We start from the raw sequence: 26583 nt of genomic DNA, 5'->3' as shown, positions 1-26583 counted from the left end.
CTGACCTGAAGGCGGGTACGACGTACACGGCGACGATCAAGGGCGGCTCCGGTGGCGTGAAGGATGTTGCCGGTAACGCGTTGGCGCAGGACAAGACCTGGTCCTTCACCACGGCTGCCGCGGGCGGGGGCACGTCGGAAACGGTTACGCTCACGGCCACCGCTGACAGCTATGTGACGAGCGGGGCGACCGGGACGAACTATGGCACGAGCACCCTGCTGGGTGTGGACAACAGCCCGGTGGAGGTCACGTACCTGAAATTCGACCTGTCAGCCTATGCGGGCAGGACCCTGGTGAGCGCGACCCTGCAGTTGCGTAGTGCCGGGAGCGGGTCCACGGGTACGCAGAACGTCAAGCTGGTCGCTGATGACAGCTGGACCGAGGGCGGGATCACCTACAGCAGCCGTCCGGCGCTCGGCACCAGCATCGGCACACTTGGCCCGACGACGACCAACACCACGTATAACGTTCCGTTGACCGTCAGCGGCCTGACCGGTGAGCTGGGCCAACAACTCTCACTGGGCATGGACAGCAGCAGCAGTGACGGCCTGGACATGAACTCCAAGGAGGCCGGCAGCACGAACGCACCCACGCTCATCCTCACGGTGAGCGGCGGCAGTGGCGGCGGCGATACGACGGCTCCGACGGTGACGGGTACGTCTCCGGCCGCTGGTGCGACCGGTGTGGCGGTGACGGCGAACGCGACGGGGACGTTCTCGGAGGCGATGGATGCCTCGACGGTCACGTCGAGCACGTTCACGTTGCAGACGGGGACGACGACGGTGCCGGCGACTGTGACCTACAGCAGCACGGATAGGGTTGCGACGTTGAACCCTGGCGCGGATCTGGCCGCGGGTACGACGTACACGGCGACGATCAAGGGCGGCTCCGGTGGCGTGAAGGATGTTGCCGGTAACGCGTTGGCGCAGGACAAGACCTGGACCTTCACCACGGCTGCCGCGGGTGGCGGCGATACGACGGCTCCGACGGTGACGGGTACGTCTCCGGCCGCTGGTGCGACCGGTGTGGCGGTGACGGCGAACGCGACGGGGACGTTCTCGGAGGCGATGGATGCCTCGACGGTCACGTCGAGCACGTTCACGTTGCAGACGGGGACGACGACGGTGCCGGCGACTGTGACCTACAGCAGCACGGATAGGGTTGCGACGTTGAACCCTGGCGCGGATCTGGCCGCGGGTACGACGTACACGGCGACGATCAAGGGCGGCTCCGGTGGCGTGAAGGATGTTGCCGGTAACGCGTTGGCGCAGGACAAGACCTGGACCTTCACCACGGCTGCCGCGGGCGGGGGCACGTCGGAAACGGTTACGCTCACGGCCACCGCTGACAGCTATGTGACGAGCGGGGCGACCGGGACGAACTATGGCACGAGCACCCTGCTGGGTGTGGACAACAGCCCGGTGGAGGTCACGTACCTGAAATTCGACCTGTCAGCCTATGCGGGCAGGACCCTGGTGAGCGCGACCCTGCAGTTGCGTAGTGCCGGGAGCGGGTCCACGGGTACGCAGAACGTCAAGCTGGTCGCTGATGACAGCTGGACCGAGGGCGGGATCACCTACAGCAGCCGTCCGGCGCTCGGCACCAGCATCGGCACACTTGGCCCGACGACGACCAACACCACGTATAACGTTCCGTTGACCGTCAGCGGCCTGACCGGTGAGCTGGGCCAACAACTCTCACTGGGCATGGACACCAGCAGCAGTGACGGCCTGGACATGAACTCCAAGGAGGCCGGCAGCACGAACGCACCCACGCTCATCCTCACGCTGACGAAGTAGGCGGACGCCGGCCGACATGGCCGGCGCCGTCCACCTCAGCAACATCACCGATCGGACACCACTAGACAGGGGACACCATGTACAGGCAGACCAAGCCCAAGACCAAGGCCTTGCACTTCGACATTCACGGCCGCGTCGCGATCCGCGTCGACGCAGAATCACCGGCAGCGCCGCAGCTCAAGAGCATGTTGGCGTGTTTCGCCACAGACACCGAACTGCCGGCCAACATTGTGGTCGATGACCGGCCGGAGCCGATGCCGGATGCTGGCCTACTTGAGCATGAGCTTGCGTACACGGAAAACAGTGTGCGTTTCCAGGCCGAACGACTCCAGATCGTGAGGGATGGGGAGCAGTGGCGCATTCACGGACCGGGCGAGCTGTTGACCTCCGTGGTCCCTGTTCTCGATGCCGCAATGGTCGGCCGCGGAGCTGGCATGATCCACGCCGCAACCATGGCGTACCGGGGTCACGCGATCGCGCTTCCGGCCGCCGGAGGGACGGGAAAGACGAGCACCGCGGCCAAGCTGATGCGGCGCGAGGGTTGGTCGTTCATGGGCGATGACTGGGCCTTTCTCGCCGAGGACGCCACGCTGCTCGGCTACGCGAAGCCGATGTTCATTAAGCCGCACCACCGGAAAATCTACCCGCACCTGTTTGAAGGGGTCCGGAAGCCGCTCGTCCCGCCTCAGCTCTCGAAGAGTGTCGGCCGCCTCACCACGGTGGTACATCCGTACGTCATCCGTTACCCGCGCCTCGCGGACTTCTCCCGGCGTTGGTCGCCGGAGCACCGCATGGTTGATGCCGGGACCGCGTTTCCCGGCCGGGAAGTGACGACGACGGCTCCGCTTGCGGCGGCCATCTACATCGAGCGCTATGAGGGCTCCCGGTCCAGGATTGTCGAGCGGACAACCGAGTGGATGGTCGACCGCATGATCGGCAACTTCCACATCGAGATGGCAAGCTTCTCGCAGCATGTCGTGACGGGCCTGGCCGCTACATCCGTCGTCCCCTGGCGCGAGCACTTCGCCGCAAAAGGCGTCGTCCTGAACAAAGCGCTCGACGGACGGCCCTGCCACCTGCTGCAGGTGCCCTCCGCGTACACGGCAGACGAAGCGTCTGACGATATCGTCCGGTATCTCGAGGAGCTGCTGCCGTCGGTCCTGGACGAGCAGATCTGAGGGGGTGGGCACAGTGGGTCACAGCCCTTCCGAGGTCACCGCGGTCGTTCCGGCCCGCAACGCGGAGCACATGCTCCCACGCTGCCTGGAGGCCCTGCGTCAGTCCGGCGTAGCGGAGATCATCGTGGTGGACGGATGCTCCACCGATCGTACGGTCGACCTCGCCCTCGCGGCAGGTGCCCGGGTCCTGAGTGATGAAGGCCGCGGTTTGCCGTGGGCGCGAACGCTCGGTGTGCAGAGCAGCAGGACCCCTTGGGTCCTGCTCGTCGACTCTGACGTCGTGTTCGGGCCACACGGAGTCGCCGACCTGCTCACTGAGCTCGTCGAGGGCGATTACGACGCGCTCCAGGCCGGTTTGGAAAGTGTCGCTGGACCGGGCTACTGGGGGCAGGCGCTGGCACATCACCATCGCACCGGCCGCAGCCGCAACTGGTTCGGGCTCGTAGCCACGATGGTCGACCGAGACCTGATGCTGGGTGTGGGTTTCGACGACTCGTTCAAGTCGGGCGAGGACATCGAGCTCCGTTGGCGGATGCGGCAGTCAGGGCTGCGGACGGCGGTGTCACAGCGGGTAGTCGTCGAACATCGTTTTGCCGCCGACGACTTTGACTTCGCCCTGGACCAGTTCCTGATGGACGGAACGGGACTGGGACGGATGATCCGCAAGCACGGCTGGCGCGGTGCGAGGTTGGCGTTGCTTCCTGCCGCCGCGGCTATCCGGGGCAGCGTCTTGAGCCTCGCCTCGGGCCAGCCCAGGTGGCTGCGCTACTACATCGCTTTCTGCTGGTACAACTATGCGGGCCTGGCGAAAGGTCTGGCGTCATGACCGCTGAACTAGGGACCGCGGTCACGGACCCCTCAACTGTCCGGCACTCCGCCCTGCGCAGTTCGATCGGCCTCATTGTGGGCAAGGCCGCCCAGATTGGCTGGGGTTTTGCCTTCTGGGTCGTGGCCGCACGCGCGACGTCAGACCGTGAGGTCGGGCTCGCCATGGCCGCGGTCGCGGCAGTGATGATCTGCACGCAGCTCGCGGTTCTGGGTGCCGGGTCCGCTGTCATCGTTGCGGTGGGACGAGGGGAGCCGCCCGCGCGGGTGCTGGACGCGGCGTTCGCCATCGTGGGGGCAGCCGGCACCGTGCTGGCCCTCGGCTATCTCGTGCTGCAGTCGGCTGTGGCGCCGGACACGGCGTCGGCATCGGTTCTCTTCTGGTTAACGTTCCTTGCGGCTGCCGTCACCGGCACCCTGGTGATTGTGCTGGACCAGGCGCTGGTGGCGTTGGGACGCGGGGCCAGCGCGACCCTGAGGTATGCGTTGGGCGGCGGGGTTTCCCTCGGCGCTGCAGCGCTCGTGGCCTGGCAGGCGCATGGCGCCTCCGCCGACGTGGTAATGGCCTGCTGGACGCTCGGGAATACAGTGGCGTGCGTCGTCGGTGTGATCCAGCTGCGAAAACTGATTGGCTATCGGCCGCGACCATCCTTGCGTTCGACGCGCGGCCGTCCACTGCTGGCGGTGGGTATTCCGTACCAGCTCCTCACCCTCACCGAGCGCGCCCCCGGGCTGGTGCTGCCGCTCCTGCTCGCCCACACGGTGGCGCCGGAGATCGCTGCCTACTGGTATCCCGCATGGATGATGGCCTGGGCTGCCTACTCCGCTCCGATGCTGATGGGCATCGTCCAGTTTTCCGAAGGTGTCCGCGACCCTCACCGCCTGGTGTCTACAACCTGGGCGAGTCTCCGTTGGTCGCTCGCCATAGGAGGTCTGGCGGCAGTCGTCCTCGTCCTCCTCGCTCACCCGCTGCTCAGTCTGCTGGGGGAGCGGTACGCTGACGCCTCCGCTGACGCTCTGCGGTGGTTGGCGGCCGGACTGGTGCCGTACGCGGTGCTGCAGGCCTACAACGCCGTGTGCCGGGCTCTTGGCCGTTACACAGAGCCGATCGTGGTCGGCGTGACGCTTGGGGTGGCCCTCTGCGCGTCAGCGCTGTTGGAGGCCGAAGCGGGCCCCGGCGCCATGGCCCTTGCGTGGCTGGTGGTGCTCTCCATCGGAGCTGTTGCTGCCGGCCTCCGGTTAATCGCCGTTCTCCGGCGCGTCACGAAGGAGTCACGATGACAACCACGATTGATGCGCCCAGCCGCCTCCGCGGACGCTGGAAGGCGCGTGACGCGTGGTGCGCACTGGCGGGGGTCGTGTCGCTGGCGCTTGCCGTGTGGGCCGCTTCCACGGTCGCCGTTCCCGTGAACAGCGACCTGGGGCTCGTTGCCGTGCTCCCCTACCCGTTCTGGGCAGGGGTCCTGATTCTGAACGTCGCCTTTGTTGTGGCGCTGCGAGGGGATGCCTCAGGTCCGGCAGGCCGGGCGGTCATGATGTGGCTGGTGCTGGTGTTGGTGCTCGTGCTCTTCGGAACGGCAGCCTTCGTCACGGATGTACCGCGTGGTGAGGTAGCGTTCCGTCATCTCGGCATTGCCGACGCCCTCTCGCGCAGCCAGGGGATCGACCCCGACATTGACGCCTACTTTAACTGGCCGGGTTTCTTCGCCCTCCTGGCGACAGTACTAAAGGCAACCGGCCTCGACCCGGTAGCCCTTGCTCTGTGGGCGCCGGTGCTCAACGTGGGTCTGTGGCTCGCTGCCCTGGGCGTGCTGATGCGCTACCTTACGCAGGATCCGCGACGGCGCTGGCTCGTGCTCTGGCTCTTCTGCCTCGGCAACTGGCAGGACCAGGACTACCTGTCTCCCCAAGCCTTCGGCTTCTTCCTGTACCTCGTCGTGATCGCACTTGTCGTCGGCCCGCTGGCCGCGCGGCCCCCCAAGTTCCGCGGCTTCCGAGACGTCGACGTGGCGGCGTGGTGGCAAGGGCGGTCCCCGGCTGAGCCCCGGCCGGGGTACCGGGTGAGCGCCCTCGCGGTGGCTCTCGTGCTCATCGCGGTCATCTGCGCGAGCCATCAACTGACGCCTTTCCTGTTGCTCATTTCCCTCACCGCTCTCACCCTGAGCGGACATGTCTGGCCCGGCCGGCTGCCCCTGATCACCGCGGTCCTGCTGGCACTCTGGCTCGCCTACCCCGCCAGTGCATACCTCGCCGGGAACCCGCCCCTGGCGGAAGGAGGTGTGCTGGCCGCAATCAATGCCAACGTCGTCGACCGCGTGAGCGGGACCGCCGGGCACGTGCTCGTGGTGCAGGCCAGGGTCGTTCTCACCCTCCTGCTGTGGGCGCTTGCCGCGGCGGGCGCGGTGCGCGACTGGCGCAGGGGGCGGTTCGACATCCGGGTAGTCCTCCTTGCCGTCACCCCCCTGCTGCTCTTCCCCGTGCAGCTGTACGGCGGGGAAATGCTCATCCGCGTCTCGCTATTCGCTCTGCCCTTCATCGCTTTGCAGGCATGCTCGATCCTGCTTCCCACTGAAGGCAGGACACATCCCTCACTCCGTGCCGCGGGGGGCCTCGCGCTGACGTTCTGCCTGTTGGGCCTGCTGACAGTGACAGGCCGGTTCGGGAACGCCCAGTTTGACGTCTTCACCGACAACGAGATCGCTGCCGTGGCCGCCGTACAGCGCCTCGCGCCGCCCGGCTCAACGATCATCTCGGCTTCCCCCCCGACGCCGTGGCGCAGTGAGGCCTACCTCGAGCACCCGTATCGGACCATGGACTACATGTGCCGGTCCGACTTGTCTACGGCGGCGTGCGGCCCAGTCGTTTACGACAATGCCCGGAAAAACCCTGCCGGTGCCGTCTTGCTGCTCACCCGCTCGTCGGAAGCGAGTCTTGTGCTTCGGGGCGCCAGCAGCGCCGGCGGCTTCGCCGAGCTGGAGGCGTGGCTAAGCGCGCAGGATGGAGTGGAACTAGTGTTCAGCAATGCAGACGCCCGCGCCTACCGGGTGACGCCATGAGCCGCCCCATCAGCCGCCCTATCAGCCGCCCCATCAGCCGGCCGACCTTGGTCCTCGGTCTCGCGGCCCTCGCCTTGTCACTGGTGACGCTCGTAGGGCTGCCGACGCCGCTGCAGGTGGTCGCCGCGACAGCCGTCCTTATCCTGCTGCCAGGGCAGGCACTGGTCCGACTCACGTCGGTTACCGACCCTGCCCTTCGCGGGCTGCTTGTTCTGGCTCTCGGCCTCGCCACGCTAACCGCGGTGTCCACCGCGATGTTCTACCTCGCTGTGTGGTCGTGGCAGGCGTGTGTCGTCACGATGGGCGTCATCACCATTGGCGCGTGCATGGCACGCGCACGACAGGAGGTTGTGTCATGATCGATCTGGCGGGACTGCTCGCGATTGCCGCCCTGCTCATCACCATCGCCCTGCTCGTTACCCTTGTCGCGCTTGAGATCCGACGCGCGGGACCGGACGCCGAACGGCCCACGAGGCTCCTCGGCCTGACGATGAGCCGCAGGGTGGTCGGTGTCATGTGGGCGATGTATCTCGTCCTCTTCCTTCCGCGCGTGGTGGGACTGCTCACGTGAACGGTGCGGCGCGGTGGTGGCTCCTCAGCGACCTCCACCTGGGCGTATCGGATGACGACCCCCGCCGCCCAAGCGCAGTGCTTCCCGGTTTCCTGCGCCGCGAGGTCCTTGCGGTAGCCGGTACGCAGCGGCACGTCGCATTCGTGGGTGACACGTTTGAGCTGGTCGGCTTGGCCGAAGACGAGAGCCTTGCCCGGCTCGAGTCGATCCTCGCCCGGCACCTTGACACGTTCCGGGCGCTGGAAGCGTGTGCGGCCCGCGGCGTGCAGCTGCACTTCGTATGCGGCAACCACGACGTCGAGCTGGCCCGGCCGTCGGTCGCCGCCCGCCTGTCAGCGCTGCTGTCACCCGGCGAGCCCACACGGGTCCGGGTGCACCCGTGGTTCTTGCACGTGCCCCACGTGCTCGTGGCCGAGCACGGGCACCAGCACCACGCGCTGCACCGGATTCCTGAGGTGCTCCGCTCGGCGGTCAACGGGACCGACGAGTTGAACCTGCCACCGCTCGCCGCCTGGAACGCCCACCCGTCGAACTCGCGCCTGAGCCGAGCCGGGGCCGTTGCCCGGTCCTGCCTGGCGTCCGAACTGGCAGAACGTCGCATCCGGGAGCCCGCATACGACGAAATGTTGCAGTCCGAGTCATTCCGCCTTGCGCTCGACGAGGCGGCCGTTCGGGACCTGGCACGCCTGTCCCGGTTCCGGACGGTGTCGGCGCTCCCGCGCGCCGCCACTCGCATGGTGCTCGCGGCAGCCGGGCGCAGGACCGCAGGCGAGGAGCCTCCTGCAGCAGCGGGTCGGGTCGCGCGCACCCTCGAAGAGCATGGTTCCGGGGTGGCCTGGTACGTATCGGGCCACACCCACCGTGCCCTCGAAGCGGAGCTGGAGGCGTGCACAACCCGGTACGTCAACACAGGCACGTGGTGTTCGGACGTCCGCGGTCGCGGACCTGACCGGCGGGATCGTCGGGCGTTCCCCTACGCCGTGATAGACGTCGCCAGCGACGGCTCCACGAACGGCGGCTTGCGGTATTGGCGTCCGGACGGCGGTTCAGCCGTACCGGTGTCAGAGTACTGACCGGGCGGGGTGCACACCCACGTGGCGAGGTCCCGGCCCACCTACCCTGGCGTTGAATCAGCCCCCGCTTCGTGACCCGCTGTCAGTCTGCATTCCGCCGGAAACAGCACGGAATTCCCATGTATAAGAGCCGTCAGCCTTAAGGCTCATTCTTAGGTGACCCCATGTGTCGCTAAACCTCTTCTGCACATAAGAGGGGCTGCCGGTGAATTCCCGGAGGCCGATTCCACCAGTGGACACCTGGAATTGCTGCATCCCGTCCGCAACGCACTGGTCCGCGTTGTTCACGGGGCACGTTCGCTCATAATTGTGTTGGCTGCCCGAAAGCAGTATCCGGACCCGGTTTGTCCAGAACACATCAATCCACGGTTTGGCCTCAGCGAAGCGGTCATGGCTGGATGTGTCAGAAGTGAAGTAGGGGTCATGGTAAACGACGGCCAGATGCTTGCCGGCTGCCCTGGCTGCCTTGAGGTCGGCATCCATTTCACGCGTCATGGCCCGCGCGCGCGTCGCGTCATACCGCCAGGTGGCGGTAGGGGCTACCAGGAAATGCCAGTTGCCCTTATCGAATGAGTACCATTCGAGGGCGTCCACGAATCGGCCAAGGTGGCTGTTGGTTGCGCTTTTCGTGGCGGAGACGCACTCACCGTTCATATACTTGTCCAGCTCATCGTTCGTGCCGGGCTTGACGTCGTGGTTCGGTCCTGCCGCCCAGTATGTTTTGGACTTGGCCGGTCCCCACAGCTGGTCATAAGCGCCGAGCGCGGAGCACACTGACTTGTCGTACTGAAAGTCACCCAAAGCGATGAAGTTGTCCAGCGTGCCGTCGTTCAGGCCGGCGACAATGGACGCGGCGTTCCTGCCACTGGGCGACGCCGCGGACGTGTTCCCTTCCGGGTTGATGTCCCCTGCTGCGGCGAAATCGAAAGCGTCAGTGGACGCTTGCTGGGTGGTCCCTCCGCCGTCGGTTGTGGCCGGGGTGGTTGCTGCGTCGTCCGCTGGCACAGTCACCGTTGCTGTCGGGGGCAGAGGTGGAGGTGGAGGGGCCGAGCAGCCGCCCAGGAAGATTGCCGCTGCGCCAAGGGCGACCAAATGTTTACCCATACGTCAGATGATAGGGGCTTCCCCGCCGTGGGAGTTTTCCACATCGCCGCACCAGCGCTTTCCGGGCCGTTGCCGGCCGCCTAGCCTTGGGTCAGGAGCAAATCGCCTATCCGGGCCACATGCACTAAGATGGTGAAGTCTGTGCTGCGCCCTGCCTCCCTTCTGGCGGGGCATCGCACGGAATCGCAAATGAACCTCCTGTTACGGAAATGCCGTAACCGCTTAGCCCAAAGGAGGTGGGTTCACATATGCGTCCTTACGAATTGATGGTAATCATCGACCCCGAGGTCGAAGAGCGTACCGTTGAGCCGTCGCTTCAGAAGTTCCTGAACGTCATCACCAACGATGGTGGAACCATCGAGAAGGTTGACATTTGGGGCCGACGCCGCCTGGCTTACGAAATCAAGAAAAAGTCCGAAGGAATCTACGCCGTGGTGAACTTCACCGCCAAGCCGGAAACCGCCAAGGAACTTGACCGCCAGTTGTCTCTTAACGAGACCATCATGCGCACCAAGATCACCCGCCCCGAAGAGCAGAAGGTTGTTGCTGAGTAATTTCAGCACTGATCTTCATTCTTCACCCGCAGGAACGCACTCTTCACAGGATCGAACAAGGAGGCAGTAGATGGCAGGCGAAACCACCATTACGGTCATCGGTAATCTCACCAATGACCCGGAATTGCGGTTCACACCGTCAGGTTCGGCAGTAGCGAACTTCACCATCGCTTCCACCCCGCGTACCTTTGACCGCCAGTCCAACGAGTGGAAGGACGGGGAAACCCTGTTCCTCCGCGCGGCTGTCTGGCGTGAAGCAGCCGAGAACGTCGCCGAGTCCCTCACCAAGGGCATGCGCGTGATCGTTACCGGCCGCCTGAAGAGCCGTTCCTACGAAACCAAAGAAGGCGAAAAGCGCACCGTTATCGAGCTTGAGGTCGATGAAATCGGCCCCAGCCTGCGCTATGCCAATGCCAAGGTCAACCGCACCCAGCGCTCCGGCGCGGGTGGCCAGGGCGGCTTCGGCGGCGGCAACAGCGGCGGTGGCTTCGGAGGCGGCAACTCTGGTGGAAACCAGGGCGGCAACTCCGGTGGAGGCTGGGGCGGCGGCAACCAGCAGGCTGCGCAGGACGATCCCTGGGCTACGCCCGGCGTGTCCAGTGCAGGTGGCTGGGGCAACGGCCCCGATTCCGAACCTCCCTTCTAACACACCCCATTAAGGTCCGACGCCGGGCCCGCCACAGTGCCAACGCGCACCAAGGCGGCTGCCGCCGTAGGACCACCACCATCCCGTGGATCAACATCCACGGGCTCCCTAGAATAGGAGCTCCACGATGGCTAAGGCTGAACTCCGTAAGCCCAAACCAAAGTCCAACCCCTTGAAGGCCGCTGACATCACTGTCATCGACTACAAGGACGTAGCATTGCTGCGCAAGTTCATCTCCGACCGCGGAAAGATCCGCGCCCGTCGCGTCACTGGCGTTACGGTGCAGGAACAGCGCAAGATCGCCCAGGCAATCAAGAACGCCCGCGAAGTTGCTCTGCTGCCTTACTCCGGCGCTGGCCGCGGCTAAGGAAGGGATTAACTAACATGGCAAAGCTCATTCTGACCCACGAAGTAACCGGACTCGGTGCTGCTGGCGACGTTGTCGAGGTCAAGGACGGTTACGCCCGTAACTACCTGCTGCCCCGCAACTTCGCCCTGACCTGGTCGAAGGGCGGCGAAAAGCAGGTTGAGTCCATCAAGGCTGCCCGCGCTGCCCGCGAGCACGCTTCCCTGGAAGACGCTCAGAAGCAGGCTGCTGCACTGCAGTCCAAGCCGGTCAAGCTCGTCGTCAAGGCTGGCGAAACCGGACGCCTGTTCGGCACCGTCAAGCAGGGCGACGTCGCTGACGCTGTTGAGGCCGCTGGCCTTGGCCGCATCGACAAGCGCAAGGTTGAACTGCCGGTCCACATCAAGTCGGTTGGTTCGTACCAGGCCAACGTCCGTCTGCACGAAGATGTTGCCGCTGTCATCGAACTCGATGTAGTGGCAGGCAAGTAGTCATAACGACTCAACAGTCCTGACTGTACAAAGACCCCCGTCGCCGGATCCCGGCAGCGGGGGTCTCTTGTCTTTGGACCGTGGACGGGCCAACCGGGTCAGACGCCCCAGTGAGCCAGGATTGCTTCGCAGAAGCCGTCGTTCGTACCCGTAGAACCGAAAATCAGCTCGTCGCTGATCACGTTGCCCGACGCTTGGTCGATGGTGAGGAGCCTGCGGACCTGGCCGTCGCCCTTGGCGAGGATCTTGCCGTCACTTCCAATCAGCCGATTCTCTCCGGTGAGCAGCACGGTGATGCTGAGAGTCCCGTCCCCGTTGTCGACGATCTTGAGGTCTTTGGCCAGCGTGTTCGGCTGGATGTCGGTCACGGTCATCCCGTTGTACGTGAATGTCTGGACGATCCTGAGCTTCTCCTGAACCCACAGCAGGCTATCCTCGCCGCGGGTCATGGTTGAGCCCGAACCGGTCCGGTCATAGGTGAATGCGACCTGCAGCCCCGAACCGCAGAAGTCGTCGTTTAGTCCGCTGGTCGAAAAATCGAGGCTGTAGCGTTCCACGAGCTCCGCGTTGGCGGGGGCAGCTCCGGTGACGGCGAGGCCGCCGAGGAGGAGCGCGGTGACGAATGGGCTGAGTTTACTGAGCATGGTGGTGACTTTCGATCGGGCAGACCCTGCGCAAGCATACAGAAGGTGTCGCATCGGACCGCCAGGCACCGGCTGCGACGACGACCCAGCCTGCCGCGATTCTACTCCCCGGCGGGACAAGGGAATAACCTGGCACGTTCCCCGGTTTGCCTGTATGGATGTAAACATGCAAATGCATGTAACTTGTATACGAACTACCGAGCAACAGGAGACCGTCATGGAAACCCGCCGTATCACAGTCCTTTCCGCCGGCTTGGGCGTGCCGTCGTCGAGCCGCCTGCTTGCCGACCAGCTGGCAGCGTCGGCTGAACGTCAGTTGGGCGCGGCCGGCTATGACGTGACCGTGGACGTCGTCGAACTCCGGGACCTTGCCGTGGACATCGCCAACAACTTCGTCACCGGCTACGCTGCTCCGCGCCTCGCAGAGGTCATCGCAGGGGTGGAAGCCGCCGACGGGATCATCGCCGTGACGCCTGTGTTCAGCGCGTCCTACAGTGGCCTGTTCAAATCCTTCATCGACGTCCTCGACCCCAAGTCCTTGGACGGCAAGGCCGTCCTGCTCGGCGCCACCGGCGGCACCGAGCGCCACCAGATGGTCCTGGACTACGCGCTCCGCCCGCTCTTCAGCTACCTGCGCGCCAGAATTGCGCCCACGGGCGTCTTCGCCGGCCCGCAGGACTGGGGAACCGCGGACGACGACGGGTCCTCCCTTGCCGCCCGCATCGACCGCGCTGCCGGCGAATTTACCCGCCTGATGGAGGGGTCCCAGCCGGGCCGGAAGCATGTTCCCATGGAGTCACTGCCATTCGAGCAGCTGCTGGCGGGCATCTCCGGAAACGCCTGAAGTTCCCCGCCGCGAGCGAAGCCAACTTCCAGTAGGCCCTTTCACGAGTCCAGCCGGGCTTAGTCGTCCAGCAGTTCGATGAACTCCCTGGCCTGCTTCATGGAGATATCGGAATGGCGGGTAAGGGCGGTGGCAGCCGCCTCGGTGTCCCCATTGCGGGCCAGGGTGCGGATGCGGCCGTAGATCTCGTCGTTGAGCATATTGCTGCTGACCTCGCGGGTTACGTCGCCTTTACTCGCAATGGCCCGGTAGCGGTAAGGGAACCGCTGCGGCTCATCGTCCTCGTCGTCCTCAGTGGCCGGCGGCACTGCCTCGGGGCCCCGGTAGGGCTGGGGGTGGGCGGCCAGCGCACCGACGGCATCGCGTGACGCGCGCAGCCCATCCCCGGTGACCTCGTAGTAGAGCTTGATGGCGGCCATGGCCTGGCCTTGGGCAATCAGGGCATATAGCCGCCGGTGTTGGTCCTCGGAGAGTTTCGTGGCCGCCTGGCGGGCGAGCTCGGCGGAACTGACGGGCGGCGACGTGGATGCCGCACCGGCGGAAGCCTTTCGCCTGCTGATGGCGCGGGCAGCCAGGGAGACTCCGGCAGCCACGGCCAGGAGGATAAGGACAGGGATCACGAGCGATTCCATTTTCATTGCCGTTCTGTGTACTTCCTGGTGGCAGCCAGATCTGAGTGCATCGCCTGGGCGTTCTGGCTTGGCCGCGTAATGGCCTCGAGGCGGGCCCGCGCGGCGGTGGCCGCCTGGACCTGCGCGGCATAGTGCCGGGCTGAACGTTCGGCGAGGTCCCGCTGGTACTTCTCGGCGTCGGAGACGCCTGAATCGCGTGGGCTGAGGGCCGTGGCAAGCCCCCAAATAAGCGCCGCCAAGACGATCGCCGGCAGCAGAACCAGCAGTAGTTCGCCCATACATAGAGCTTATGCCAGTTCCTGTTTATCCACAGCAATATTCACTGTTGTGCATATGGGGCGGCCTGCCCGACGCCAGACATCCGCAGCGGCATATGACGAAGGCCACGGGTTCGCAGATGAACTGGGTCACTGCCCGCCGCGCGGCGACCTATGGCCACTGGCGGCCATATGGGCTGTGGATGAAATTCCCGGGAAGAAATATTTACTCCACATGCTGGTGCTAATGTTTCCGCAGGTCAAGCGCATATCACCCGGTAAAGTTTTTTGCTGTCCACAACCTTTCCCACAGGCTGTGCACAAGCTATGCCCCTTAGTGCACAGGTTGTCCACAGGGCTCGGGCACCGCTGGCTTTGCAGCTGGAGCGGAGGGGGCTAGCGTAGCGGGGTACCTGTTCTTCAGGGTCCTGCTGGTTCCGCTTTGCTGCTGAAGGCAGCCTGTGGAGCCGCCGGATCCGGAAGAAATCGCCCGCTGTGGAAAACCTGTGGATAGTGGGGATAACTCGCGCCATGCCGTCTCCGGAGGGCGTGGCCCCGCGTTGTCACACCCTGCTGGTAGACCTGAACAGGTAGCGGTGCGCGGTCTTCGGGCAACGCCACACCAGGATGGATCACCGCCGGGACCTCAGGTCCCGGCTCACATGGAGGACGGCAATTTTGTCAATCGCGCATCTTGACCCGGTCGAAACAACCCGCGGATCAGACGCGAGCCGAAAGCCACCGCAGGACATCCCTGCCGAGCAATCCGTCCTGGGCGGCATGATGCTGTCCAAGGATGCCATTGCCGACGTGGTGGAAATTCTCCGGGGACAGGACTTTTACCGCCCCGCCCACGAAACCATCTACGAAGCCATTATCGACCTCTACGGCCGCGGCGAACCGGCGGACGCTGTTACCGTCTCGGACGAACTGACCAAGCGTGCCGAGATCAACCGGATCGGCGGCCCCGCCTACCTGCATGAGTTGATCCAGACCGTCCCCACGGCGGCCAACGCCGGCTACTACGCCGAAATCGTTGCTGAGCGCGCCGTCCTCCGGCGCCTGGTCAATGCCGGAACCAAGATCGTCCAGCTGGGCTACGGCTCGGACGGTGAGGTGGAGGACCTGGTCAACCAGGCCCAGGCCGAGGTTTACGCCGTGGCCGAGCGGCGCACTGCCGAGGATTACGTTGTCCTCAAGGACGTCATGGAGTCCACAGTGGACGAGATCGAGGCCTCCGGGCACCGCGGCGAGGGAATGACCGGCGTCCCCACGGGGTTCTACGAGCTGGATGAGCTCACCCACGGACTGCACCCGGGCCAGATGATCGTCATCGCCGCCCGCCCGGCTGTGGGTAAGTCCACTTTCGCACTGGATTTTGCCCGCTCCGCTGCCATCAAGAACAACCTCTCCACGGTGATGTTCTCCCTCGAAATGGGCCGGAACGAAATCGCCATGCGCCTCCTCTCCGCGGAGGCAACCATCGGACTGCAGGATCTCCGCAAGGGAACCATCAAGGACGAGCAATGGTCCAAGATCGCCACCACCATGGGCCGGATGAACGACGCCCCGCTGTTCATTGACGACAGCCCCAACATGTCCCTGATGGAGATCCGGGCAAAATGCCGGCGCCTGAAGCAGCAGCATGATCTCAAGCTGGTGATCCTCGACTACCTGCAGCTCATGAGCTCCGGCAAGAAGGTGGAGTCCCGCCAGCAGGAAGTATCCGAGTTTTCGCGCGCGCTGAAGCTCCTGGCCAAGGAACTGCAGGTCCCGGTCATCGCACTGTCCCAGCTGAACCGTGGCTCTGAGCAGCGCCAGGACAAGCGGCCCATGGTTTCGGACCTCCGTGAATCCGGATCCATCGAGCAGGACGCGGACATGGTGATCCTGCTCCACCGCGAGGATGTCTATGACAAGGAGTCGCCGCGCGCCGGCGAAGCCGACATCCTGGTTGCGAAGCACCGTAACGGTCCCACGAAGGACATCGTGGTGGCCTTCCAGGGCCATTACTCCCGGTTTGCCAACATGGCGGCCGACGCCGGCGGCGGGGGCTTCTAGGAGCCACGCGCCGGCGGGTGGGGGCGTTTAGCCCTGGGCCAGCAGGTGGTTCGGCAGGCGGTTGCCCGGGGCGGTGCCCCGGATCTCGAGTAGCTCCCGGGCGTGGGCGTGCAGCCGCTTGTCCTCCTCGCTGACCGGCACCCAGGCAGGGATAGGCACCGAGTTGCCTTCGGCGTCGCGCGCCACCATCACCGTCAGGCAATAGGTGGTGAGGTTCATGTCGCGGCTCCTGGGATCGCCGGAACGGACGTGGACTGCGATGTGCATGCCCTTCGTCCCCGTGTACACCAGGCGGGCTTCCACCTCCACAACGTGGCCAATCAGCAACGGGCGGTAGAACCGGACGCCGCCGGAGAATACGGCCACTGTGTTCATGCCGCAGTACCGGGAGGCGCAGACGTAGGCTGCTTCGTCGATCCACTTCATGACGATCCCGCCGTGCACTTTTCCGCCCCAGTTCACGTCCGTGGGCGCAGCCATGAAGCGGAGCGTCACCCGTTCGGCCGTGCCCGCGTCAGTATATTCCTGGCGGTTCATGGCTTCGACAATCTGTTCCCGCACCTTGATCCGGGCCAGGGCGTGGTCCCGCTGCTCGATTTCCGCCGGGGTGACGGGTTCGTACTGCTGCACCGGGATGGGTTTCCCGTCTTCCCCGACGGCTACGAAAATCACCATGCACTGGCTTCGCATAGTGGCCGGACCGCCCTTGGGATCCCCGGAGGAAACCACGGTGCGGATGTGCATCGAGGACCGGCCGGTGTAGACGATGGTGGCCTCCACCTCCACCATGTCCCCGCTGTTGACCGGATCGGCGAAATGGATGTTTCCCACATAGGCAGTCACGCAGTAGGACTTCGCCCACCCCACCGCCGCGGCATACGCGGCCTTGTCCACCCACTCCAGGACCGTCCCGGCATCCACCGAGCCGCTGTGTCCCACGTCCATCGGGGCGGCGAGGAAGCGGAGGGTCACGGAGTTGGAGGCAGGGGTGTCGGTCATGGTGCGATCATACTGACGCCATTGGGTTACCCAGCAGTCAGGCCTGTTTCGGGTGATGAAAAGGCCGACGGCGGGTGCGCACCGGAGTGGGCACCCGCCGTCGAGCGGTTCCCGGCCATGGCCGGAGGTTTGGCTTAGGCGAGGACAGACAACTTGGAGTTGCTGCGGCCAAAGAGGGCCCGGTCCACTGAGAGGCGTCCGGCGCCGGTGAGGGCCAGGGCGAAGGCTGCGGCCGCGAGGAGCAGCACCAGTTCGTACCCGCCGTTGGAGGCAAAAACTCCGGCGGAGGCGTGGACCAGGACCAGGGCCCCCAGCATGTCCAGGACCAGGAGGGCTGCAACCACGCGGGTGAGGATGCCCAGGATCAGGGCGACGCCGCCGGCGAACTCCAGGACGGCGATTGCGGGGGCTGCGATTTCCGCTGCCGGAACGCCCATCTTGGCGAACGACGCCTGGGTGCCGGCGATGGTCCATTCGTTGAACTTCTGCCAGCCGTGGGCGGCGAAGAGGAAGCCCAGGATGATGCGGAGGGCAGTAATGGCGGTGGTGGTAAGTCGTGACTGGTTCATGCATTCCAGTCTTCCGGCCCGATGGTTGAAGTGTCAACTAAATCGTCACAATGTGTTCCTTGTCATCCGCACAGGCCCGATCGCGGCCGGCGGATTAGGCTGGCATCGTGCCCCGCTTACCTGCCCCCACCACTGCTGCGCCATCCAGGGGACAGCGCCGGGAGATCCTCCGGCTTGCCGTCCCCGCTTTTGGTGCGCTTGTGGCCGAGCCGCTGTTCCTGCTCGCCGACTCGGCGATTGTGGGCCACCTGGGCGTGGCCCAGCTGGCCGGCGTCGGACTCGCCTCGGCGGTGCTGCACACCGCCGTCGGCCTGATGGTCTTCCTGGCCTACTCCACTACCCCTGCCGTGGCCCGCGCCATCGGCGACGGCCAGCCGGGCAAGGCCTTGGCAGCCGGCCGCGACGGCGTCTGGCTGGCACTGCTGCTGGGCCTCGTCCTGGCCGTGGCCGGGTTCCTGGCCGCGGACCCGCTGATCGGCCTTCTGGGGGCGGAAGGCGAGGTGCGGGGATTCGCCGTCGATTACCTCCGCTGGTCCATGCCCGGGCTGGTGGCCATGCTCCTGATTCTCGCCGGTACAGGCCTCCTACGCGGCCTTCAGGACACCCGGACCCCGCTGGTGGTGGCCACGGCGGGCTTTGGCCTCAACATCGTCCTGAACCTGTGGCTGGTCTACGGGCTGGGCTGGTCGGTGACCGGCTCCGCGGTGGGAACCAGCGTGGCCCAGTGGGCGATGGCGGGCGTTTACCTGGTCATCGTCAGGGGGAACGCAGTGAACAGCGGGGTGAGCCTGCTGCCAAGCTGGCGGGGGATCCGCAGTATGACGCGGGTGGGGTCCTGGCTCATGCTGCGCACACTGAGCCTCCGGATCGCGATCCTGGCCACAGTGCTGGTGGTCACCGCGCAAGGGGCGGTCAACCTGGCAGCCCACCAGCTGGCAATGACGATTTTTTCCTTCCTGGCCTTCGCCCTGGATGCCCTGGCGATCGCCGCCCAGGCCCTGATCGGCAAGGAGCTGGGCGCATCGAATGCCGCCAAGGCGCGCCTCCTGACCCGCACCATGATCCGCTGGGGCCTGGGCTTTGGCGTGGCGACGGGCGTGCTCCTGGCACTGGCGGCCCCCTGGGCGGGTGCCCTTTTCACGTCCGATCCCGAGGTGCAGTCGGTTCTGGCCACTGCCCTCTGGGTCGTCGCGGCGGGCCAGCCCATAGCCGGCTATGTGTTTGTGCTGGACGGGGTGCTGATCGGCGCCGGGGACGCAAAGTACCTTGCCTTGGCCGGGGTCCTGAATCTTGCCGTCTATGTGCCGCTGTTGATTGCCGTGGCGCTGCCCGGCCTATCGGGTGCCGCAGGCCTTGGCTGGCTGTGGGCCGCCTTTGCCCTCGGCTACATGGCTGCGCGCGCCCTGACCCTGGGCCTGCGTGCCCGGTCCGACCGTTGGATGGTGCTCGGTTCGGGGTAGGGGCAGCGGGAACAGGCGCCGAAGTTCTGCCAGCGCACGGCCGCCACTAAACTGGACCGGTGACGCAACCAAGGACACCCGCAGGCACCGCCCCCGGAACCGCCCCCCGGCCAGACCTCTGGCGGCCCGTCCTGCTGCGCTCGGCGGCAGCGCTGGTGTTCGGCGCAGTCACCATCTTCTGGGCCGCGCCCTCCGTGGAGGTCATGGGCTGGGCCGGCGGGCTGTATCTCCTGGCCACCGGCGCGCTCCTCCTCCGGGGTATCCAGGCTGCAGGCTTCCAGCGGGATGGCGCTCCGGGCAAGATGCTCTCGGCGGCAGGCGCAGTGCTGGCCGGCGCGGGACTTTCCCTGGTCCTGCTGCACGGGGACCTGCTGTTTGGCGTGGTGGCCGCAACGGGCCTTGGTGTGGCGGGAGCGCTTGAACTGCTCTGCGGGTTGATGTTGCGCGGCCGCCACGTGCTCTCCCGGGACTGGATCACCTCCGGAGCCATAGGCCTTGGAACCGCAGCCCTGCTGCCGTTCTTCATCGGCCTGGGTGCCCACGCTTTGCTGGGGGTGGCTGGCGGAGGAGCAATTATTTCCGGCGTGCTGTGGGTACTTTCGGGCCTGACGCTTCGGCACGATGCCGGCCACGCCGCCGGAAAGCCGTAAACTAGGAAAGCGCGGTTCTACTCCTTGTAGAAAATTGGCCGGGCAAACCACCGCAATACTTGATCCAGGCCGGCCGGCGTGCCGCCTGCAGGGAGGAATCACCGTGGCAGACCAGCATCCAGGAAAACCGCGCAGGCTGCGGACCTCGGTGAAGGGGCCCCTGATGTTCTCCGCGTTCTGGGCTGTGGTCGCCTTCCTTGCCGTTGTCGTCTTTGCTTCGGGCGGCAGTGCGCGGACTCCCCGCTTCGACCTGGCCTTCACCGCGGCCGGCATCGCCTTCATTGTCACCCTGGTGGTCGCCGCAATGCTCTCCATGAGCTACAAGGAAAATGCCGAGCATCTGGGTAAAGGGTCCGGCGTGAACCTCAGCTCGGCCCGGAAACCCTCCCACGGCTTTGGCGCCCCGGGCCCCCAGGAGCCACCCGCCTCCGCCGACAGCCCTGATCACCCGGACACGCCGGGCGGCCACTAGCCCGAGGCCGCCTGCCGGGCACGGTAGGCGGCGACATGTGCGCGGTTGGCGCAATTGCCGGTGTCGCAGTAGCGCTTCGACCGGTTCCGGCTCAGGTCCAGCACCGCCGCATCGCAATCCTCTGCGTCGCAGGTGCGCATTCGGTCCATCTCCTTGCCGCGGATGACATCCGCCAGCGCCATCGCGGCCTCCGTGCTCATCCGGTCCACCAGCGGGGCGTCCGGTGTGGTGGCATGCAGGTGCCAGTCCCAGTCGTCGTGCTTGACCAGCTGGGGGAGCGCGCGCGCCTCGCGCAGGAGGCGGTTCACCGTGCGGACAGCCGCATCTTCATCCGCTGTCCAAAGCTCTGCGAGCTGCCGGCGCAACTGCCGGACGCTTTCCAGTTCCTGCTGATCCCTGGTGCGGGAGCCGGTGAAACCCTCAGCCGCCAGGAAACGGTCCAGGTCCGCCTGCGTGGCAAGGCCTTCGGCCCCATTTGCCGCTGAATTGACCAGATTCACCACCGTCCGCAGCGCCACCTCGGTGTCAGGGGCAAAAACCATCTTGACTCCTTACAGTGCCGTCCCGTACTGTCATGACCATAATCCCACTTTACTCCTGACAGGAGGTGCTCAATGTCCGTTGCGAGCAACCGCGCGCCCGGCCGCCTGTCCGCAGGCAAGCTGAACTTCCTCGCCTCCGGCCTGGGCATAGCCCTGTTCTCCTCCGCCGTCTTCGGCCTCTCCGGGTCCTTCGCCAAGGCGCTCCTGGAGACCGGCTGGTCCCCGGGAGCCGCCGTCACTGCCCGGCTCACGGGTGCCGCCCTGATTCTCGCCGTGCCCGCGGTTCCAGCCCTGCGGGGACGCTGGCACCAGCTGCGGAACAACTGGGTGACCATCCTCCTCTTCGGGCTGATCGGCGTGGCGGCCTGCCAGCTCTTCTACTTCAACGCTGTGGCCAGGCTCTCCGTGGGCGTGGCGCTCCTGCTTGAATACCTGGCTCCGGTCATCATCGTGCTGTGGCTGTGGGCTGCCAGCCGCAGGCGGCCGCGTGTCCTGACGTTCGGCGGTACCCTGCTTTCCCTTGCCGGCCTGGTTCTCGTGCTGGACCTCACAGGCGCCGTGAAGATCGACGTCATCGGTGTCCTCTGGGGAATTGCGGCCGCCGTCTGCCTTGCCATGTACTTCTTCATTACGGCCAAGGAGAACGACTCCCTGCCGCCCATCGTCCTGGCCTCCGGCGGGCTGCTGGTGGGTGCGGCCGCTATGTGGCTCTCCGCCGCCACCGGCCTGCTGCCGATGGCCTTCAGCGCAGCCGATACCAGGCTCGGCCCCTGGACCACCCCGTGGTGGGTCCCGCTGGCGGGCCTCGTGGTCCTGGCGACGGTCCTGGCGTACGTGTCCGGGATCATGGCCGCCCGGGCGCTCGGATCGAAGGTGGCCTCTTTCGTGTCGCTGACAGAGGTACTCTTCGCCGTCATCTGGGCCTGGCTGCTGCTTGGTGAGCTTCCGGGCGCCATCCAGCTCGTCGGCGGAGCGCTGATCGTCGGCGGTGTCATCCTGGTCCGGCTGGACGAACTCCGGGGCCCTGCGCCGGCGTCGGCGGGAGCGGGCGGCAAGGAGCCGCCCAGGGCGGCGTCCCCGCTGGAACACGCGAACGACGTCGAGCCCGTCCCTTAAAAGCAGAGGGCCCGGACTGGTGTCCGGGCCCTCTGTGCGTTAGCTTTCGCAGCCGCGTTGCTAGTTGGAAGCCTGATCCTGCTGATCGGCGTTCCGCTTGGCGCGGGTGCTGGCTTCCTTCAAAGCCTCGGCCACCTTGGTCAGCTGGGTGGTGTGGGTTCCGGACCACTCCTCGCGGAACTTGTCCGCGTCCGGCCCCTTCCAGTCGGTGCTGTTCAGCAAGCTGGTGAGATTGGACTTCTGCGTCTCGATCTGTGACGCGCCCTCCTGAAGCTTGCTGCCCAGCTGACGAAGCTGCTGAACGTCTGCACCCCACATGGCCATTGGTTTCTCCTTGTTAGATCGTGGATCCGAACCAGGTCGGCATCCCCCGCGGCCCCCCGGCTCATCCGGAAGATCCATTGCCTAAAACCTACCCCGGTCCGCAAAACAGTGTCGATGGGCAGCCCTGCCCATGCCGGACTCCCCATGGACGGCAGCCCCTGCGGGCCCGCGGAAGGGGTCGATCGCAGGCGTTCCAGAGCCTAGCATGGCTGTATGTGCCGGAATATCCGAACCCTTCACAACTTCGAGCCGCACGCCACGTCCGAGGAGGTCCATGCGGCCGCACTGCAGTATGTGCGGAAGGTCAGCGGCAGCACCAAGCCCTCCAGGGCCAACCAGGAAGCCTTTGAGGAGGCGGTTCACGAGATCGCCCACATCACGCAGCATCTCCTTGACTCGCTGGTGTCGCAGGCGCCTCCCAAGGACCGCGAAACCGAGGCGGCCAAGGCCAAGGCCCGCGCCGCCGTCCGGTACGGCGCGGCCTGAACTCCCGGACTACCTGCCTGCGGGCTGCCTGCCGAAACTCCGCAGCCGCAGCGAGTTGGCCACCACCAGCACCGAACTGGCGGCCATCGCGGCACCTGCGATCATCGGGTTGAGGAGGCCGAGCGCAGCCACGGGAATGCCGACGGCGTTATAGAAGAACGCCCAGAACAGGTTGGTCTTGATGGTGGCCAGCGTCTTCCGTGAGAGCTCGATCGCCTGTGCCACCTGGGCAAGGTCGTTGCCCATCACGGTCAGGTCTGCCGCCTCAATGGCCACGTCCGTGCCGGAGCCCATGGCGATCCCGAGGTCCGCCTGTGCGAGTGCCGCTGCATCATTGACGCCGTCTCCGGCCATGGCCACGGTGGCGCCGCCGGCCTGCAGCCTGCGCACCGCCTCGACTTTCCCCTCCGGCAGCACCCCTGAAAAAACGTCTTCCTCGTCAATGCCGACGGCGGCGGCCACCTGGGCGGCGACGGCCGCATTGTCACCCGTGAGCAGGATGGGGCGCAGGCCCAGCGCCTTCAAGCGCGCGACGGCGGCCGCGGAGCCTTCCTTGACGGTGTCGCGCAGGCTGATGATGCCGGCGGGAGTGCCGTCCACAGCAACCCAAATGGCGGTGGCGCCCGTGGCTTCCGCCGCCGACAATGCGGCGTGCTGTTCCTGCGCAATGGTGACGCCGTTCTCCTGCAGCCACCCCGCGCGGCCGGCAGCAACCAGCCTGCCCTCGACGGTTCCCGAAACGCCCCCGCCGGGGGCGGAACGGAAGCCCTGCACGGCCGGGAGGGCGCCGCCGTCGTCCGCTGGGTGGATCCCCTTGGTGCCCCCATGGGCGGCGGCCGCGATAGCCCTGGCCACCGGATGCTCGGACGCCGCCTCCACGGCGCCGGCCAGCCGCAAGACGCCACCCTCCGCGAAGCCCTCGAAGGCCAGCACCGCGTCCACGGCAAGGACGCCGGTGGTGACGGTCCCCGTTTTGTCCAGCAGGATGGTGTCCACCGTCCGGGTGTCCTCCAGGACCTGCGGCCCCTTGATGAGGATGCCCAGCTGGGCCCCGCGCCCGGTTCCGGTCAGCAGGCCAACCGGGGTGGCAAGCCCCAGGGCGCACGGGCAGGCGATCACCAGGACGGCGACGGCGGCGGTAAAGGCCGAGCGCAGGTCAGCACTGCTTACGTCGGGTCCCGTAAAGAGGAGCCACAACGCGAACGTCAGCGCGGCGATGCCCAGGACCACGGGAACGAACACGGCGCTGATGCGGTCCGCAAGGCGGGCTATGGGCGCTTTGCCGGTCTGGGCCTGGGACACGAGGCGCGCTATTTGGGCGAGGGTTGTTTCAGAGCCGACACGCGTGGCGCGCACCAGCAGGCGGCCGGACGTGTTGATGGTGGCGCCCGTGACGCGGCTGCCGGGGCCTACCTCCACCGGTACCGACTCGCCGGTCACCAGGGAAGCGTCCACGGCCGAAATCCCGTCTGCCACCACGCCGTCGGTGGCAATCTTTTCACCGGGCCGGACCACCAGGATGTCATCCACCTGGAGCCGGTCGGCCGGGATCCGCTGTTCGGTGCCGCCACGCAGGATGGTGGCATCCTTTGCGCCCAGGTTCAGCAGGGCCTGCAGGGCGTCGCCGGCTTTCTGCTTCGCGTTGGCTTCCAGGTAGCGGCCCAGGAGCAGGAAGGTTGTGACAACGGCCGCCACCTCGAAGTAGAGGCCGCCGGCCTCCATCCCTTCCATCCCCGGGTGTTCCGTCATGCGCGGATCCACCAGCAACTGCCCGGCCGAGAACAGGTACGCGGCCGTCACGCCGATGGAAACCAGGGTATCCATGGTGGACGCCAGGTGCCGCGCATTGATGGCCGCCGCGCGGTGGAACGGCCAGGCCGCCCAGGTCACCACCGGCAGCGCCAGGAGCGCGGCCACCCACCCCCAGTGAGGGAACTGGGCCGCGGGAACCATGGAAATAACGAAGACCGGGACGGTCAGGACTGCTGCCAGGATCAACCGGGGGCGGAGCTGCGCGGCGCCGCCATGGGCCGCGTGGTCGCCGACGGCCGCCCCGGTTGCGGGCAGCACCTCGGTTCCTCCGCCGGCAGTGTAAGGTGCTTGCGCTGCCGGAGCCTTGCGAAGCGTGGCCTTGTAACCGGCCGCATTGACCGTGTCTACGAGCTGTTGGTCGGTGACCCCGGCCGGAACGGTCACGTGGGCTGATTCGAGGGGGAGGTTCACCGTGGCCTGCACGCCGTCGAGCTTGCCGAGTTTCTTCTCCACCCGGTTGACGCAGGAGGCGCAGGTCATGCCCTCAATATCGAGCTCCACCACCCGGGTGCCGGGCTGGTGGAGAAGGTCCTGGTTGCTCATGCGGATCCCCGTGTCAGTGGTGGTCTTCAGGCTTCATTGGCGACGACCAGGTAGCCGGCCTCCGCCACTGCCTCGCCGATCTCGGAAGGGGAGAGTTCCTTGCTCGAGGTGATGGTCACCGTGGAAATGCCCCCGGCGTTCAGTTCGACGTCCACTTCTTCGACGCCCGCCAAGGCTTCGAGTTCTTCGCTGACTGCGGAGACGCAGTGGCCGCAGGTCATTCCGGACACGCTGACGATGGTGGTGGCGGGGGAGGTGGTGCTCATGGCTTGCTCCTTTGGGGGTGGCCGGCGGTGGCCGGCACGTAATCGGGTAATGGGCGGGTCAGCGAAGCAACCGGCCGATGGCGTCTGCCGCTTCCTTGACCTTGGCGTCTATTGCTTCCGCGCGTGCTGCCGGGTCCGGTTCGGAGGCGGCTCCCACCACGCAGTGGCCGATGTGTTCCTCCATCAGGCCCAGGCTCACCGCATGCAAGGCCTTGGTGACGGCGGATACCTGGGTGAGGATGTCGATGCAGTACTTGTCCTCATCCACCATGCGCGCAATCCCGCGGACCTGGCCCTCAATGCGCCTGAGCCTGCGAAGGTATGCGTCCTTATTGCCGGTGTAGCCGTGCGTCGGCAGGTGCGCCGTCCCGGGCCCGGGCGCAACCGCTTCTTCGATGCTGTCCATGGCATCAGGCTATACCCCTCAGGGGTATTCGATCAAGTACCCCCAGGGGGTATCTTTGCGAAGGTGTCCACGGCCAAAGAAGGCACAAAAAAGCTCCGGAGTGCGTTATTGGGGGATACGCACTCCGGAGCGGCTTTTGGGCAAATCCGGCGCCAATTGCGGTTGGTGCCGGTCTGCTTGAATCAGCTTACTGGCTGGTAGCGCGGACCGCCAGCGCCCCGAATAACTACTTTCGCTTTATTATCCGAGTCACCACGGAGGCCTGATCGGGGCCGGGATGGCGCCGATCACGGCCGGTCTTCATGGGCGGGCATCCGGTAGGGAACCACCAGGACAGGCCTGCTTTGATGATGGCTGAGCCACGCCCCCACCGATCCATTCAGGGCCTCCGCGAGGCGGTGCGAGAACCCCCGCTCCGAGGTGCCCACGATAATCATCGGCGCATTGGTTTCCGCAGCAAGCTGCGAGAGGCCGCGTGCGGGATCTCCGGCCAGTGTCCGCAGTGTCCACTTCACGCTGTCTGCCCCTCCCGGCACGTTTGCCACCGCGGCTTCGATGACTGCTGTGAGTTCCAAGGTCAGGGACCGGATCTCCTGGTCATCCGCCTCCGGATGGAGGGACAGCCGGTGGGCGGAGCGCGCCGGGTCCCACTCCACGAGATAACTTGCCTCGTCCACGTAGGCGCAGACCAGCGGGACGCCCAGCTGCGCAGCGAGGGTTGCAGCAGTCTGCAGGACTTCGGGATGCTGCTTGGGCATGACACCCACCAGGAGCGGGGCCGTGCCGTTGAATCGATCAGACGTCATAGCTCATTGTCCGCCTAGTGAAAGGCCCTGCACAGGGAGGCGGGCTTCACG

31 protein-coding genes are annotated in these 26583 nt (G+C 65.9%); 19 read left to right on the top strand and 12 right to left on the bottom strand.

Annotation, left to right across the window (positions count from 1 at the left end; genetic code table 11):
• The 8 genes from ACQ3DC_RS15615 to ACQ3DC_RS15580 form a co-directional block, all read left to right on the top strand.
• A partial coding sequence (locus ACQ3DC_RS15615; RefSeq protein ID WP_430752653.1) for an Ig-like domain-containing protein occupies positions 1 to 1799 on the top strand: 1799 nt, incomplete at its 5' end.
• Positions 1800 to 1876: 77 nt separating this feature from the next.
• Entirely contained in the window at positions 1877 to 2977 is a 1101-nt protein-coding gene (locus ACQ3DC_RS15610) for a hypothetical protein (protein WP_321214815.1), read from the top strand.
• Between the two features lie 13 nt (positions 2978 to 2990).
• Entirely contained in the window at positions 2991 to 3803 is an 813-nt protein-coding gene (locus ACQ3DC_RS15605; protein ID WP_430752652.1) for a glycosyltransferase family 2 protein, read from the top strand.
• Positions 3800 to 5083 carry a lipopolysaccharide biosynthesis protein gene (locus ACQ3DC_RS15600; protein ID WP_430752651.1) on the top strand — a complete coding sequence of 428 codons (1284 nt, stop codon included), beginning with the start codon at positions 3800 to 3802 and terminating at the stop codon, positions 5081 to 5083. The genes ACQ3DC_RS15605 and ACQ3DC_RS15600 overlap by 4 nt, the downstream gene beginning before the upstream one ends.
• On the top strand, positions 5080 to 6858 hold the full coding sequence (locus ACQ3DC_RS15595) for a glycosyltransferase (protein ID WP_430752650.1): 1779 nt from the start codon (positions 5080 to 5082) through the stop codon (positions 6856 to 6858). The genes ACQ3DC_RS15600 and ACQ3DC_RS15595 overlap by 4 nt, the downstream gene beginning before the upstream one ends.
• A gap of 47 nt (positions 6859 to 6905) precedes the next feature.
• Complete coding sequence (locus ACQ3DC_RS15590) at positions 6906 to 7217, top strand: hypothetical protein (protein WP_231754842.1); 312 nt, start codon at positions 6906 to 6908, stop codon at positions 7215 to 7217.
• Complete coding sequence (locus ACQ3DC_RS15585; protein WP_157240199.1) at positions 7214 to 7429, top strand: hypothetical protein; 216 nt, start codon at positions 7214 to 7216, stop codon at positions 7427 to 7429. Before ACQ3DC_RS15590 ends, ACQ3DC_RS15585 begins: the two co-directional genes overlap by 4 nt.
• Positions 7426 to 8502 carry a hypothetical protein gene (locus ACQ3DC_RS15580; protein ID WP_430752649.1) on the top strand — a complete coding sequence of 359 codons (1077 nt, stop codon included), beginning with the start codon at positions 7426 to 7428 and terminating at the stop codon, positions 8500 to 8502. Before ACQ3DC_RS15585 ends, ACQ3DC_RS15580 begins: the two co-directional genes overlap by 4 nt.
• A gap of 57 nt (positions 8503 to 8559) precedes the next feature.
• On the opposite strand, the gene ACQ3DC_RS15575 is transcribed toward ACQ3DC_RS15580, so the two are convergent.
• On the bottom strand, positions 8560 to 9513 hold the full coding sequence (locus ACQ3DC_RS15575) for a hypothetical protein (RefSeq protein WP_430752648.1): 954 nt from the start codon (positions 9511 to 9513) through the stop codon (positions 8560 to 8562).
• 341 nt (positions 9514 to 9854) lie between these two features.
• Between ACQ3DC_RS15575 and rpsF the strand changes: the two genes are divergently transcribed.
• The 4 genes from rpsF (at position 9855) to rplI (ending at position 11643) form a co-directional block, all read left to right on the top strand.
• A complete protein-coding gene (rpsF, locus tag ACQ3DC_RS15570) occupies positions 9855 to 10160 on the top strand; it encodes a 30S ribosomal protein S6 (RefSeq protein WP_013602900.1) in 306 nt (101 codons plus the stop codon).
• A 70-nt stretch (positions 10161 to 10230) separates the two neighbouring features.
• Complete coding sequence (locus ACQ3DC_RS15565) at positions 10231 to 10806, top strand: single-stranded DNA-binding protein (RefSeq protein WP_157240203.1); 576 nt, start codon at positions 10231 to 10233, stop codon at positions 10804 to 10806.
• A 127-nt stretch (positions 10807 to 10933) separates the two neighbouring features.
• Positions 10934 to 11173, top strand: coding sequence for a 30S ribosomal protein S18 (gene rpsR, locus ACQ3DC_RS15560; protein WP_003800144.1), 240 nt, complete (start codon positions 10934 to 10936; stop codon positions 11171 to 11173).
• Between the two features lie 17 nt (positions 11174 to 11190).
• Positions 11191 to 11643: a 50S ribosomal protein L9 gene (rplI, locus tag ACQ3DC_RS15555; protein WP_013602898.1), complete on the top strand. Its 453-nt coding sequence runs from the start codon at positions 11191 to 11193 to the stop codon at positions 11641 to 11643.
• 98 nt (positions 11644 to 11741) lie between these two features.
• Here rplI and ACQ3DC_RS15550 read toward each other — a convergent pair whose 3' ends face one another.
• Positions 11742 to 12287 carry a hypothetical protein gene (locus ACQ3DC_RS15550; RefSeq protein WP_430752647.1) on the bottom strand — a complete coding sequence of 182 codons (546 nt, stop codon included), beginning with the start codon at positions 12285 to 12287 and terminating at the stop codon, positions 11742 to 11744.
• A 217-nt stretch (positions 12288 to 12504) separates the two neighbouring features.
• Here ACQ3DC_RS15550 and ACQ3DC_RS15545 point away from each other — a divergent pair, with 217 nt between their 5' ends.
• On the top strand, positions 12505 to 13131 hold the full coding sequence (locus ACQ3DC_RS15545) for an FMN reductase (protein WP_421092609.1): 627 nt from the start codon (positions 12505 to 12507) through the stop codon (positions 13129 to 13131).
• Positions 13132 to 13190: 59 nt separating this feature from the next.
• Here ACQ3DC_RS15545 and ACQ3DC_RS15540 read toward each other — a convergent pair whose 3' ends face one another.
• Entirely contained in the window at positions 13191 to 13763 is a 573-nt protein-coding gene (locus tag ACQ3DC_RS15540; RefSeq protein ID WP_157242838.1) for a hypothetical protein, read from the bottom strand.
• 2 nt (positions 13764 to 13765) lie between these two features.
• Entirely contained in the window at positions 13766 to 14041 is a 276-nt protein-coding gene (locus ACQ3DC_RS15535; protein ID WP_157240209.1) for a hypothetical protein, read from the bottom strand.
• Between the two features lie 657 nt (positions 14042 to 14698).
• Here ACQ3DC_RS15535 and dnaB point away from each other — a divergent pair.
• A complete protein-coding gene (dnaB, locus tag ACQ3DC_RS15530; protein WP_321214810.1) occupies positions 14699 to 16081 on the top strand; it encodes a replicative DNA helicase in 1383 nt (460 codons plus the stop codon).
• 27 nt (positions 16082 to 16108) lie between these two features.
• Here the strand turns inward: dnaB and ACQ3DC_RS15525 are convergent, their stop codons facing one another.
• Both ACQ3DC_RS15525 and ACQ3DC_RS15520 read right to left on the bottom strand, forming a co-directional pair.
• Positions 16109 to 17080 (bottom strand): acyl-CoA thioesterase, encoded by a 972-nt coding sequence (locus ACQ3DC_RS15525; protein ID WP_421092610.1) that lies wholly within the window; start codon positions 17078 to 17080, stop codon positions 16109 to 16111.
• 134 nt (positions 17081 to 17214) lie between these two features.
• A complete protein-coding gene (locus ACQ3DC_RS15520; RefSeq protein ID WP_430752646.1) occupies positions 17215 to 17649 on the bottom strand; it encodes a DoxX family protein in 435 nt (144 codons plus the stop codon).
• Positions 17650 to 17756: 107 nt separating this feature from the next.
• Here ACQ3DC_RS15520 and ACQ3DC_RS15515 point away from each other — a divergent pair, with 107 nt between their 5' ends.
• From ACQ3DC_RS15515 to ACQ3DC_RS15505, 3 genes are all read left to right on the top strand, one after another.
• Positions 17757 to 19109: an MATE family efflux transporter gene (locus ACQ3DC_RS15515; protein WP_430752645.1), complete on the top strand. Its 1353-nt coding sequence runs from the start codon at positions 17757 to 17759 to the stop codon at positions 19107 to 19109.
• Between the two features lie 59 nt (positions 19110 to 19168).
• Positions 19169 to 19759, top strand: coding sequence for a hypothetical protein (locus ACQ3DC_RS15510; RefSeq protein ID WP_430752644.1), 591 nt, complete (start codon positions 19169 to 19171; stop codon positions 19757 to 19759).
• 103 nt (positions 19760 to 19862) lie between these two features.
• Positions 19863 to 20231, top strand: a complete 369-nt coding sequence (locus ACQ3DC_RS15505) for a hypothetical protein (RefSeq protein WP_321214805.1) — start codon at positions 19863 to 19865, stop codon at positions 20229 to 20231.
• On the opposite strand, the gene ACQ3DC_RS15500 is transcribed toward ACQ3DC_RS15505, so the two are convergent.
• The gene (locus ACQ3DC_RS15500) at positions 20228 to 20773 is read right to left on the bottom strand and encodes a CGNR zinc finger domain-containing protein (RefSeq protein WP_157240216.1); all 546 of its coding nucleotides are present in this window, start codon (positions 20771 to 20773) and stop codon (positions 20228 to 20230) included. The genes ACQ3DC_RS15505 and ACQ3DC_RS15500 overlap by 4 nt on opposite strands.
• Before the next feature lie 72 nt (positions 20774 to 20845).
• Here ACQ3DC_RS15500 and ACQ3DC_RS15495 point away from each other — a divergent pair, with 72 nt between their 5' ends.
• The gene (locus tag ACQ3DC_RS15495) at positions 20846 to 21889 is read left to right on the top strand and encodes an EamA family transporter (RefSeq protein WP_323057981.1); all 1044 of its coding nucleotides are present in this window, start codon (positions 20846 to 20848) and stop codon (positions 21887 to 21889) included.
• A gap of 60 nt (positions 21890 to 21949) precedes the next feature.
• On the opposite strand, the gene ACQ3DC_RS15490 is transcribed toward ACQ3DC_RS15495, so the two are convergent.
• Positions 21950 to 22213, bottom strand: coding sequence for a WXG100 family type VII secretion target (locus ACQ3DC_RS15490; protein WP_157240220.1), 264 nt, complete (start codon positions 22211 to 22213; stop codon positions 21950 to 21952).
• Positions 22214 to 22426: 213 nt separating this feature from the next.
• On the opposite strand from ACQ3DC_RS15490, the gene ACQ3DC_RS15485 reads away from it, so the two are divergent.
• Positions 22427 to 22699, top strand: a complete 273-nt coding sequence (locus ACQ3DC_RS15485; RefSeq protein WP_321214803.1) for a DUF2277 domain-containing protein — start codon at positions 22427 to 22429, stop codon at positions 22697 to 22699.
• A gap of 9 nt (positions 22700 to 22708) precedes the next feature.
• On the opposite strand, the gene ACQ3DC_RS15480 is transcribed toward ACQ3DC_RS15485, so the two are convergent.
• The 4 genes from ACQ3DC_RS15480 to ACQ3DC_RS15465 all read right to left on the bottom strand — a co-directional run bounded on the left by ACQ3DC_RS15480 (position 22709) and on the right by ACQ3DC_RS15465 (position 26532).
• The gene (locus ACQ3DC_RS15480) at positions 22709 to 25054 is read right to left on the bottom strand and encodes a heavy metal translocating P-type ATPase (RefSeq protein WP_430752643.1); all 2346 of its coding nucleotides are present in this window, start codon (positions 25052 to 25054) and stop codon (positions 22709 to 22711) included.
• Between the two features lie 26 nt (positions 25055 to 25080).
• Entirely contained in the window at positions 25081 to 25320 is a 240-nt protein-coding gene (locus ACQ3DC_RS15475; protein WP_157240224.1) for a heavy-metal-associated domain-containing protein, read from the bottom strand.
• A gap of 58 nt (positions 25321 to 25378) precedes the next feature.
• Positions 25379 to 25726 carry a metal-sensitive transcriptional regulator gene (locus ACQ3DC_RS15470; protein ID WP_157240226.1) on the bottom strand — a complete coding sequence of 116 codons (348 nt, stop codon included), beginning with the start codon at positions 25724 to 25726 and terminating at the stop codon, positions 25379 to 25381.
• 287 nt (positions 25727 to 26013) lie between these two features.
• Positions 26014 to 26532: a universal stress protein gene (locus tag ACQ3DC_RS15465; protein WP_321214801.1), complete on the bottom strand. Its 519-nt coding sequence runs from the start codon at positions 26530 to 26532 to the stop codon at positions 26014 to 26016.
• Positions 26533 to 26583 lie beyond the last annotated feature (51 nt).

The sequence above is a fragment of the Paenarthrobacter sp. NEAU-H11 genome (genome assembly GCF_050573415.1).
Lineage (GTDB): Bacteria > Actinomycetota > Actinomycetes > Actinomycetales > Micrococcaceae > Arthrobacter.
The sequence above is the reverse complement of the archived record's forward strand: the minus strand, read 5'-3'. Positions and strand labels throughout refer to the sequence as shown.